Here is a 10882-nt window from a genome sequence, read left to right as displayed (position 1 = left end):
CACCATGGCCAACAAGACATTCGAGCAGCTCTTCACCGAGCTGCAGCACAAGGCCGCCACGGCCGACCCCAGCACGTCCCGCACCGCCGAGCTGGTCGGCAAGGGCGTGCACGCGATCGGCAAGAAGGTGGTCGAGGAGGCCGCCGAGGTGTGGATGGCAGCGGAGTACGAGGGCGCTGCCGCCACCGCCGAGGAGATCTCCCAACTGCTGTACCACGTCCAGGTGATGATGGTCGCCCGCGGCATCTCGCTGGACGACGTGTACGCGCATCTGTGAGCCGTGCGGCCCGCGCCACCCGCGCGCGGGCCGCACGCGCGCGCCCGCGTACCCGCACGTACCCCCTTGCCCCACCCCGCCCTGACACCGCTCCGAGCGAAGGAACCCCACCCCATGCTGCGCATCGCCGTCCCCAACAAGGGCTCGCTGTCCGGACCCGCGGCGGCCATGCTCCATGAGGCCGGCTACCGGCAGCGCAAGGAGTCCAAGGAGCTGGTGCTGTTCGACAGCGCCAACGACGTGGAGTTCTTCTACCTGCGCCCGCGCGACATCGCCATCTACGTCGCCTCCGGCCGCCTCGACATCGGCATCACCGGCCGCGACCTGCTGCTGGACTCCGGCGCCAGCGCCGAGGAGATCCTCCAGCTCGGCTTCGCCCGCTCCACCTTCCGCTACGCCGCCCGCCCCGGCACCGCGGCCGGCGTCGCCGACCTCGGCGGCATGACCGTCGCCACCTCCTACGAGGGCGTCGTCGAGAAGCACCTCGCCGACAACGGCGTCGCCGCCACCGTCGTCCACCTCGACGGCGCCGTGGAGACCGCGATCCAGCTCGGCGTCGCCCAGGTCATCGCGGACGTCGTGGAGACCGGCACCTCGCTGCGCAACGCGGGCCTGGAGACCTTCGGCGAGCCGATCATGGCCTCCGAGGCGGTCGTCGTCCGCCCCGTCGGCGCGCCCGCCGGCGACCCCAAGGTGCAGAAGTTCCTGCGCCGGCTCCAGGGCGTCCTGGTCGCCCGGCGCTACGTGATGATGGACTACGACATCCGCGCCGAGCACGTCGACCAGGCCGTGGCCCTCACCCCGGGCCTGGAGTCGCCGACCGTCTCCCCGCTGCACCACGAGGGCTGGGTCGCGGTGCGGGCGATGGTCCCCACCACCGACGCCCAGCGGATCATGGACGAGCTGTACGACCTCGGCGCCCGCGCGATCCTGACCACCGGCATCCACGCCGCCCGGCTGTGACCGCCCCCGACGGCGGCGGCGCGGGCCACGGACGGCCGCCCGCCCCCGCCGCCGCCGTCGAGCGGCTCCCGCTCACCTTCCGGCCGCTGCTCACCCGTGTGGTCCTGCTCACGGTCGGCGTGCTGCTGCTCGCCACGCTGAGCACCCTCGCGGTGCTCATGCCGTCCGAGGGCGCGTCGCCGTGGACCACCGGCGACCGGGTCAGCATCGCCGTCGTCGGGGTCCTCGCACTGGGCGTCCTCATGCTGCTCAGCCGCCCCAAGGCGGTCGCCGACCGGGCCGGGCTCACCGTCGTCAACGTGATCGTCAGCCGCCGCCTGGCCTGGGCGGAGATCCTCGGCGTACGGCTGCGTCCGGGCGACGCCTGGGTGCACCTGGACCTCGCCGACGGCACCACGCTGGCCGTCATGGGCATCCAGCCCGGTATCGCCCGCCGGCAGGCCCTCGTCGACGCCCGGCTGCTGCGCGAACTGGTCACCGCGCTCGGTGAGGCACCTGTCGACAGGCGTGACGCACGGTGAAGCGGGCGTCCGGCCTGCGGTGAAGCCGTCGTGAAGGCGCCGTCCGCCGTCCTTCGCGGTCGGCGGGCCGTTGACTACTCTTGACCTGGGCCGTGCGTCACGCGCGGCCCGCCGACCTGCCCGCCCTACCGAGGAGTGACACCCACACCCCGATGGACGCACCGTCCGGTAGTACCAGCGCCGCCCCTCCCGCACGAAAACCCGGAGCGGCGGCCTCATGAGCACGTCCCTGCTGCTGCTCGCAGCGGCCTTCGTCCTGATCATCGCCAACGGCTTCTTCGTCGCCGCCGAATTCGGCCTGGTGACCGTGGAGCGCCCGGCCGCCGAACGCGCCGCGGCCGAGGGCGACCGGCGCGCGGCCGGCGTCGTCGCCGCCCTGCGCAAACTGTCCTTCCAGCTGTCCGGCACCCAGCTCGGCATCACCATCACCTCGCTGGTCGTCGGCATGCTCGCCGAACCCGCGCTCGCCGATCTGCTCACCGGCCCCATCCGGGCCGCCGGTATCCCGCACGGCGCCGCTGCCGGCATCGCCGTCGTCGCCGGCATGCTGGCCGCCGCCGCGGTGCAGATGGTGATCGGCGAGCTGGTCCCCAAGAACTGGGCGGTCTCCCGGCCGCTCGCCGTCGCCCGGATGGTCGCCGGGCCGCAGCGGGCCTTCTCCCGCGCCTTCCGGCCGGTCATCGAGCTGCTCAACGGCGCCGCCAACCGCCTGGTGCGGATGCTCGGCGTGGAGCCCGCCGACGAGCTGGCCTCCGCCCGCACCCCCACCGAGCTGGTCTCGCTGGCCCGGCACTCCGCGCGGGCCGGCGCGCTCGAACAGGACACCGCCGACCTGTTCGTCCGCACCCTGTCCCTCGGCGACCTCATCGCGGAGCACGTCATGACCCCGCGCGTGCGGGTGAGCGCCCTGGAGGACACCGCGACCGCCGCGGACGTGCTCAACCTCACCCGCGCCACCGGCCTGTCCCGCTTCCCCGTCTACCGCGACCGGCTCGACGACATCGTCGGCATGGTGCACCTCAAGGACGCCCTCGCGGTGCCCGCCGAGCTGCGCGACCGCACCGCCGTCAGCCGCATCGCGGTCGTCCCGCTGCTGGTGCCCGAGACGCTCGCCGCGCAGCCGCTGCTGGAACTGCTGCGCAGCCAGCAGCCCATCGCCGTGGTCGTCGACGAGTACGGCGGCACCGCCGGGGTCGTCACCCTGGAGGACATCGTCGAGGAACTCGTCGGCGAGGTCCGCGACGAGCACGACGCCGTCGACCTGCCCGAACTGGCGCAGGCTCCGCCGGAGGACGGCCGCCCCGCGTGGGACGCCGACGGCGGCTGCCGCGTCGACACGCTCGCCAGGATCGGCCTGGAAGCGCCCGAGGGCCCCTACGAGACCGTCGCCGGGCTGGTCGCCGACCTGCTCGGACGGATCCCCGCGGTGGGCGACACCGCGGACCTGCCCGGCTGGCGGCTGCGCGTCGCCGAGGTCGGGCACCACCGCGCCGAGCGGGTCCGCATCCTGCGCACCGCCCCCGCGCCGGACGCCACCGCGGACGAGGCGGGGGGTGAGGCCCGGTGAACGCGCTGATGCTCGTCCTCGCACTGCTGCTGGTCCTCGCCAACGGCTTCTTCGTCGGCGCCGAATTCGCCCTGGTCTCGGTCCGCCGCAGCCAGATCGAACCGCTCGCCGCGACCCACCGCGGCGCCCGCCGGGTGCTGTACGGGCTGGAGAACCTGCCGCAGATGATGGCGGCCGCCCAGTTCGGCGTCACCGTCTGCTCGCTGACGCTCGGCGCGGTCGCCGAGCCGACCGTCGCCCACCTGCTGGAACCGGTCTTCTCCGCCGTCCGCGTGCCTGAGGACCTGGTCCACCCGATCGGCTACGTGCTCGCGCTGGCCCTCGTGGTCTTCCTGCACCTGGTCATCGGCGAGCTGGTCCCGAAGAACCTGGCCATGGCCGACCCGGAGAAGACCGCGCTGTGGCTCAGCCCCGGACTCGTCGGCTTCGCGCGGGTCTTCCAGCCCGTCATCGTGGTGCTCGGCGCCGGTGCGCGGCTCATCCTGCGCGCCTTCCACGTCGAGCCCAAGGACGAGGTCGAGTCCGTCTTCACCAGCGCCGAACTGACGGTGCTGGTCGAGGACGCCCGGCGGGCCGGACTGCTGGACTCCGACGAGCAGGAACGGCTGGAGGACGCCCTGGAACTGGGCAGCCGCCCGGTCACCGAGGTACTGCTCACCCCCGACGAGCTGATCACCCTGGCCCCCACGGCGACGGCGAAGGAGGTCGAGGAGCTGACCGTACGGACCGGCTACTCGCGCTTCCCGGTCGCCGCCGAGTCCGGCACGGGCTACCTCGGCTACCTGCACGTCAAGGACGTCCTGGACCTGGAGGACCAGGACCGCCCGGTACCGCGCCGGCTGTGGCGGCCCATCACCACGCTGCGGGCCGACCTGCCGCTGGACGACGCGCTCACCTCGATGCGCCGGGCCGCCTCGCACCTCGCGGCCGTCGCCGAGCCGGGTGGCCGGGTGCTCGGCCTGGTCGCGCTGGAGGACGTCCTGGAGATGCTGGTGGGCGAGGTGCGGGACCCCTCGCACCCGGCGCACCGCACGATGCCGGGCCAACTCGTCCGCTGACCCCGGACGTCCCGCCGCCGGACCCCGCTACTCCGCGGGGTCCGGCGGCGGCACTCCCGGGCCGCGGCCCGAGAGCACCTCGCCGTACGCCTGCATCAGGTCCGGCAGCCGCAGCGTCGCCAGCTCGTCCCGGGTCGGCGTCGCCGGGTACTCCGACAGCCGCAGGTCGCGGTACGCGCAGCTCTTCTCGTACAGGGTGCGCAGCAGCCGGCCGTTGCCCAGCTCGTCGATCCAGCCCTGCTCCACCACATGGCCGCTGATCGCGCGCAGCTCGTCGATCGCCTCGTCGTCCCAGTGGTCGCCGTTCTCCGCGGCCAGCACCTCGCCGATCCGGGTCAGCTCGTTCGGACGGTAGCTCGGGAAGTCCACCCGGGTGGTGAAGCGCGAACCCAGACCCGGATTCGCGGCGAGCAGCCGGTCCATGCCCTCGGGGTAGCCCGCGAGGATCACCACCAGCCGGTCCCGGTTGTCCTCGGCCCGCTTCAGCAGCACCTGGAGGGCCTCGTCGCCGTACGCGTCACCCTTGCTGTAACCGGAGTTCGACAGCGCGTACGCCTCGTCCACGAACAGCACGCCGCCCAGCGCCGAGTCGATCAGTTCATTGGCCTTGACCGCGGTCTGGCCCAGGAACTCCCCGACCAGATCGGACCGCTGCGCCTCCACCAGGTGGTCGCCGCCGAGCAGGCCCAGCGCGTAGAACACCCGGCCCAGTATCCGGGCCACCGTGGTCTTGCCCGTGCCCGAGGGGCCGGAGAAGACGAAGTGGCGTTTCGGCGGCTGCACCGGCAGCCCCTGCCCGGCCCGCAGCCGGGCCATCCGCAACTGCGCCGACAGCGCCCGCACCTGGCGCTTCACCGGCTCCAGACCCACCATCCGGTCCAGCTCCGCGAGCGCCTGCGCCAGCAGCGCCGGATCCGAGCCGCCGAGCGGCAGCGGGATCTGCGGGGCGCCCGCCAGCGGGGCGGCGCCGCGGTCGCGCGGGTCCTCCTCCAGCGGCCCCGGCGGGACCAGCAGCACGTCGTCCACCTCGACAGGCTCCGGCACGGCGGGCGGCCGGCCCTCGCCCGGATCCGCGTACAGCCCGGCCTCCAGGTCCGTACCGCCCTCCGGCACCGCCTGCCCGCCCGCCAGCGACACCGCGGTGGCCAGGCCCGCGCTCTCGTCGAGGCCGTCGTCCGTCTCGTGTATCGCCGCCAGCCGCGCAGCGGTGTCCATGAACGCCGGATCCACCCGGTGCACCGCCCGGTACAGCGGTACGGCCGCGGCGGTACGACCCGTGCCCTCGTACGCCCTGGCCAGCCAGTACCGCAGCTCCTTGCGCTGCGGCTGCTCGCTGCGGCAGCGCATCAGCGCCGCGGACAGCAGCGGTTCGGCCTGCCCGCACATCTCCAGGCGCACCCGCGCCATCCCGCCGAACAGGCCCGCCTCGATCCCCAGCAGCTGGTCGCCCAGCAGCGGCTCGGTGTGCCGGACCAGATGCTCCCAGTCCTTGACCAGATACGCCCGGCAGGCGTGCAGGAAACGCACCTGCGGATCGGTGTCGACCGGGGGGCAGTCCGCGAGCGCGCGGTCCAGCTCGGCGACATGCCGTCCGTCCAGCCAGTGGCTCGCGTGCGCGAGCAGCAGATCACGGCTGGTCTCCAGCACCGGCTGCACCCACCAGCCCAGCCAGTACCAGGAGTTCAGCGTACGGCGGTGGGCGGCGCGCTGCTCGCCGAAGCGGTCGCGGTGCCGGTACATCTGGAGCAGGGCCGTCGCGGTGTCCGCGCGCAGCGCGTGCAGGCCGAGCCAGGCGTCGGCCATCCCGGCGTCCAGCCGGACCGCGGTCCTGAACTCCTCCTCGGCCTGGGCGTAGGCGCCCACGGTGTACGCGTCGATGCCGCGCAGCCAGGCGAGATCGGCAGGGCCGCCCGCGCGGTCGGTGCCGAAGTCCATGTGGTCCCCACCCTCGTTGCCCCGCGCCCCTCGCCGACGGCTCCCGCCGCCAACCGGAAGGCGACACGCAGGAGTTGAAACGTGTGGTGACTCCCCAGGGCACCACCGCGACCCCTCCGCATCGTACCCGCGAAGCGGGCGGGGCCGTAGAGTGCGTGGCCCCTGCGGGGTTGCTCCCGGGGGGCTGCGCCTTGCGCTGGGGCTTCCCGCTTGCCCCGGCGGGGGGCCCGCGCTCCCCGGGCGGGGGCGCGGGCCGGTGGCGCTCCGGGGGGCGTGGTGCGGTGCGGTGTGCGACCTTGCGGTGGGTGGGGGTTGCTCGCGCCGTTCTCCCCCAGGGCTTCGCCCGGGAGGTGCCCCCACGCGCCCCTGGTGTTGCCCGGCGGGGCATCGCGCTTTCCCTCCGGGGGGTGGGTCGGGGGCCGCCACGGGGCACCTCCTCGGAATGCGCGTTCGGCCTCTTCCCACGTGGGTGAGCCACCGACAGCGCATTCCTGCGGGGGCACCCCGCACCGTCCCCCTCCAGGCCGGTTCGGCGGCTGCCTGCCGACGGGGGGTGAGGGTTCTCGTTTTTAGGGGCGCGGCCGCGTGGGAGGGCACCCGTTTTTACGGGCGCGGCTGCGGGGGAGGGCACCCGTTTTTAGGGGCGCGTGGGGGCACCTCCCAGGCGAAGCCCTGGGGGAGAACTGCGCGCTCAGTCCCCACCGGCGGAAAGGCGAACTGCCACCCCACGTGGCAATCACCTAGGAGCGCGTGGGGGAGAAGGGAGCGACCGGCCGCGACGGCGGGACGATCGTGGACGTCACCGCAAGGGCCAGTCGTGGCGCAAAAGGAGGGGTAGACGGAGCCCCCGGTCACGGGGGAACAACCGGGGGCTCCGTGCTACGGAAAGCGGTCTTCCGGGACCGCTTGGTTGAAAACGTAATTGCTCGCCGCCAAGCGGTCAAGCCGTCTCCGCAGGTCCCCGCGCGGGGCCGCGCACCGCGCGGTAACCGTCGTCCGTCTGATGGACCAGCAGGTCCGCGAAGGGCCGCGTCGGGTCGGAGGCGAAGTGCGCGTCCTCCGCGGCGGACCACCCGGTCCAGAAGTGTTCGAGGGCGGGACCGTCCCGTCGTATCCCGCGGCCCCGCGCGGTCACGCGGTCGACTTCCAGCCACAGCGTGAGCGCGAGGTGCGGGCGCAGGGCGAGGCGTCCGGCCCCGACGCCCTCGACGAGTACGACCGGGGCCGCCGGGACGTCGCGGGCGGACGCGAACCGCCGGGCCGTCCAGTCGTAGACCTCGTGCCGCGCGGCGCGCCCCGCGGCGAGGGGGCCGACGACCTGCGCCGCGAACCGCTCCTCCCAGTCGAACGGCTCCTCGTGCGTGGCGAGGTCGTCGGTGTGCACGACGGGCACCCCGTCGAGTTCCGCGGCGAGCCGCCCCGCCAGCGTGGTCTTGCCCGAGCCCGCGTGGCCGTCGACGGCGACCAGCCGGACCGGGCCGCAGGACGGTGACAGCACGCCCAGTTCCGCGGCCAGCTCGCGCAGCGACAGGCCCTGTTCGTCGTCCATGTTCCAGGACCCTACGCGTCCCGCCGGGCGCCCCGGCGGCACGCCGTCCGGGCGGCGCGCGGCGTGCCGGAAAATATCGGCGTCCCGAGCGGGCGGGGCGTTTACCGTGGGCGGCGTGACCGTTACCGAGCAGAATGCCGACGCGCTCCACCCCGCCGAGCGCCTCACCCTCGCCAGGAAGGCCGCGGGCGACGCCGGCCTCGACGCGCTGCTGATCTCGCCGGGCGCGGACCTGCGGTATCTGACCGGCTACCAGGCGCTCCCGCTGGAGCGGCTGACGTGCCTGGTGGTGCCCGCCGAGGCCGACCCGTTCCTGGTGGTGCCCGCGCTGGAGCGCCCCGCCGCGACGGCCTCCCCGGCCGGCGGCCTGGGCCTGGACATCACCGGCTTCGCCGAGACCGACGACGCGTACGCGATGATCGCCCGCCGGCTGCCCGCGGGCGTCCGCCGCTTCGCGGTCGACAACCACATGTGGGCGGAGAAGCTGCTGGCCTTCCAGGCGGCGCTGCCGGAGGCCCAGGCGTGCCTGGCGGGCGACGTGCTGACGGAGCTGCGGATGCGCAAGAGCCCCGCGGAGGTGGCCGCGCTGCGCCGCGCGGGCGCGGCGATCGACCGGGTGCACCGCCGGGTGGGGGAGTGGCTGCGCCCCGGCCGCACCGAGCGCGAGGTCGCCCGTGACATCGCCGACGCCATCATCGAGGCGGGCCACGTGACGGTGGACTTCGTCATCGTCGGCTCGGGCCCGAACAGCGCGAGCCCGCACCACGAGGTGTCCGACCGGGTCATCCGCGCCGGCGACCCGGTCGTGGTCGACATCGGCGGCACCACCGCGGACGGCTACTGCTCGGACTCCACCCGCACCTACGCCGTCGGCGAGCCCCCCGCGGGCTTCCGCGAGCTGTACGCGGTGCTGCTGCGCGCGCAGACCACGCAGACCGAGGCGGTGCGGCCCGGCGTCACCGCCGAGCAGCTCGACGCGGTGGGCCGCGACATCATCACCGCCGCCGGCTACGGCGAGCACTTCATCCACCGCACCGGGCACGGCATCGGCATGGAGTCGCACGAGGAGCCGTACATCGTGGCGGGCAGCAGCCGGCCGCTCGCGCCCGGCATGGCGTTCTCGATCGAGCCCGGCATCTATCTGCCCGACACGTACGGCGCGCGCATCGAGGACATCGCGGTGTGCACCGAGGACGGCGGCGAGCGGCTGAATCTGACCGGGCGCGACCTGGTCGTGCTGCCCGGCTGAACGGTGGCCCGGCGCCACTGGAACAGACCAATGACGGTGCCGCCACGCGGCCGGAAAGCCTGGTGGAAGGGCGGGTCGTGCTGCCATGGTGGTGCGACCTGCCCGCCGGCGGCGCGCAGGGGTGCCCACGCCTGTCCCGGCACGCCCAGGAACGAGCAACGCCGAGGGAAACGAAGGGGATTCAGCCATGACCAGTAACGCGCCCCGCCGTACCGTCATCACCGCGGCGCTGGCCGCCGCGGCAGCGGCCGCCACCACCGCCGTCGCGCGGCCCGCGGCCGCGGCGCCCGCCGCGGCGGGCACGCCCGGCGCCGCGCAGGACGGGCACGGCGGCGCAGCCGCGCCCGACGACGCACCGGTCGACTACCACGGCTGGACGACCTTCCCCGACTGGCTGTTCGGCGCGCACTCCGGCACCCGCCCGGTGCCCGGCGCGCGGCCCGGCCTGGAGATCGGCCGGGCCACCGGCTCGCTGGACTACACCGACCCGCACACCGGCACCACCGCGACCTGGGAGTCCGCCTCGTGGACCTCGCCGGTGCGCAAGGTGCCGCACCCGGCGACCGAGCTGATCGCGTCCTGGAACGCGCACACCCCGGCGGGCACCTGGCTCCAGGTCGAGCTGCTCGGCACGTACACCGACGGCACCGCGACCCCGGCGTACGTCATGGGCCGCTGGACGGCGGGCGACGGGCCCGAGGACATCCGGCGCACCTCCGTCGACGACCAGACCGACGGCAAGAGCAGCATCTGGACGGACACCTTCTCCATCGACGACGCCGCGGCCGGCCCGCTGCTCGCGTCGTACCGGCTGCGCCTGACCCTCTTCCGCAAGCCCGGCAGCAAGCTGACGCCCACGGTGTGGCGGCTCGGCGCGATGGCCTCGAACATCCCGGACCGCTTCACCGTGCCGGCCTCGGTGCCCGGGGTCGCGACGGGCGTGGAACTGCCCGTGCCCGCGTACTCGCAGAACATCCACAAGGGCCAGTACCCGGAGTACGACAACGGCGGCGAGGCGTGGTGCAGCCCGACGTCGTCGACGATGGTCATCGAGTACTGGGGCCGCGGCCCCACCGCGGAGCAGCTGGCGTGGGTCGACCCCGCGTACGCCGACCCGCAGGTCGACCAGGGCGCCCGCTACACGTACGACTACCAGTACGAGGGCTGCGGCAACTGGCCCTTCAACGCGGCCTACGCGGCCACCTACCGGGACATGCAGGGCGTCATCACCCGGCTGCACTCCCTCAACGACGTCGAGACGCTCATCGCCGCCGGCATCCCGGTGATAACGTCCCAGTCCTTCCTGGCCTCCGAGCTGGACGGCGCCGGCTACGGCACGTCCGGCCACCTGATGGCCCTGGTCGGCTTCACGGCGGAGGGCGACGTGGTCGCCAACGACCCCGCGAGCGACAGCGACGCGGTGGTCCGCAACGTCTACAAGCGGGCGCAGTTCGAGACGATCTGGCTCCGCACCAAGCGCATCAACGCCACCGGCGGCACGAGCGGCGGCACCGGCGGCGTCTGCTACCTCTACTTCCCCGCCCGCCCCACCCCCCGCCAACGCCGCGCCCTCGCCTCGGTCGGCGTGATCTGACCCCCGCCCGGGGGCGGACCCCACGGCCCGCCCCCCGGCAGCCCTCGCCGCGCCGGCGACACGTTCCCCCCGTCCGGCGCGAGTCGCCCACGTGCTGCTTCGCCCCGGCACGGGTGTCCCCGGCGCCCGCCCGCGCCGTGGCAGCGGCACGTCACCCCCGTCCGGCGCG

The 10882-nt window shown here is 74.2% G+C and carries 9 protein-coding genes; 7 read left to right on the top strand and 2 right to left on the bottom strand.

Features of this window, described 5'->3' with window-relative positions:
• The first annotated feature begins 4 nt into the window (after window positions 1-4).
• The 5 genes from ACH4PY_RS13175 to ACH4PY_RS13155 all read left to right on the top strand — a co-directional run bounded on the left by ACH4PY_RS13175 (window position 5) and on the right by ACH4PY_RS13155 (window position 4386).
• Window positions 5-277 carry a phosphoribosyl-ATP diphosphatase gene (locus tag ACH4PY_RS13175; RefSeq protein WP_031517613.1) on the top strand — a complete coding sequence of 91 codons (273 nt, stop codon included), beginning with the start codon at window positions 5-7 and terminating at the stop codon, window positions 275-277.
• 114 nt (window positions 278-391) lie between these two features.
• Window positions 392-1240 (top strand): ATP phosphoribosyltransferase, encoded by an 849-nt coding sequence (gene hisG, locus ACH4PY_RS13170; protein ID WP_398180173.1) that lies wholly within the window; start codon window positions 392-394, stop codon window positions 1238-1240.
• A complete protein-coding gene (locus ACH4PY_RS13165; protein WP_398180170.1) occupies window positions 1237-1761 on the top strand; it encodes a PH domain-containing protein in 525 nt (174 codons plus the stop codon). Before hisG ends, ACH4PY_RS13165 begins: the two co-directional genes overlap by 4 nt.
• A gap of 217 nt (window positions 1762-1978) precedes the next feature.
• Window positions 1979-3328, top strand: a complete 1350-nt coding sequence (locus ACH4PY_RS13160) for a hemolysin family protein (RefSeq protein ID WP_398180166.1) — start codon at window positions 1979-1981, stop codon at window positions 3326-3328.
• 8 nt (window positions 3329-3336) lie between these two features.
• Window positions 3337-4386: a hemolysin family protein gene (locus tag ACH4PY_RS13155; protein ID WP_398180858.1), complete on the top strand. Its 1050-nt coding sequence runs from the start codon at window positions 3337-3339 to the stop codon at window positions 4384-4386.
• 27 nt (window positions 4387-4413) lie between these two features.
• On the opposite strand, the gene ACH4PY_RS13150 is transcribed toward ACH4PY_RS13155, so the two are convergent.
• On the bottom strand, window positions 4414-6321 hold the full coding sequence (locus ACH4PY_RS13150; RefSeq protein ID WP_398180164.1) for an AAA family ATPase: 1908 nt from the start codon (window positions 6319-6321) through the stop codon (window positions 4414-4416).
• A gap of 940 nt (window positions 6322-7261) precedes the next feature.
• Window positions 7262-7870: a uridine kinase gene (locus ACH4PY_RS13145; protein WP_398180161.1), complete on the bottom strand. Its 609-nt coding sequence runs from the start codon at window positions 7868-7870 to the stop codon at window positions 7262-7264.
• A gap of 115 nt (window positions 7871-7985) precedes the next feature.
• Between ACH4PY_RS13145 and ACH4PY_RS13140 the strand changes: the two genes are divergently transcribed.
• Together ACH4PY_RS13140 and ACH4PY_RS13135 are read left to right on the top strand one after the other, a co-directional pair.
• Window positions 7986-9119 carry a M24 family metallopeptidase gene (locus ACH4PY_RS13140; RefSeq protein ID WP_398180158.1) on the top strand — a complete coding sequence of 378 codons (1134 nt, stop codon included), beginning with the start codon at window positions 7986-7988 and terminating at the stop codon, window positions 9117-9119.
• 187 nt (window positions 9120-9306) lie between these two features.
• Window positions 9307-10713, top strand: a complete 1407-nt coding sequence (locus ACH4PY_RS13135) for a peptidase C39 family protein (RefSeq protein ID WP_398180155.1) — start codon at window positions 9307-9309, stop codon at window positions 10711-10713.
• Window positions 10714-10882: the final 169 nt, after the last annotated feature.

This window comes from Streptomyces sp. NPDC021224 (assembly GCF_044332905.1).
In the GTDB taxonomy this organism is placed as follows: Bacteria; Actinomycetota; Actinomycetes; order Streptomycetales; family Streptomycetaceae; genus Actinacidiphila.
This window is presented reverse-complemented; position numbering and strand designations above follow the sequence as displayed.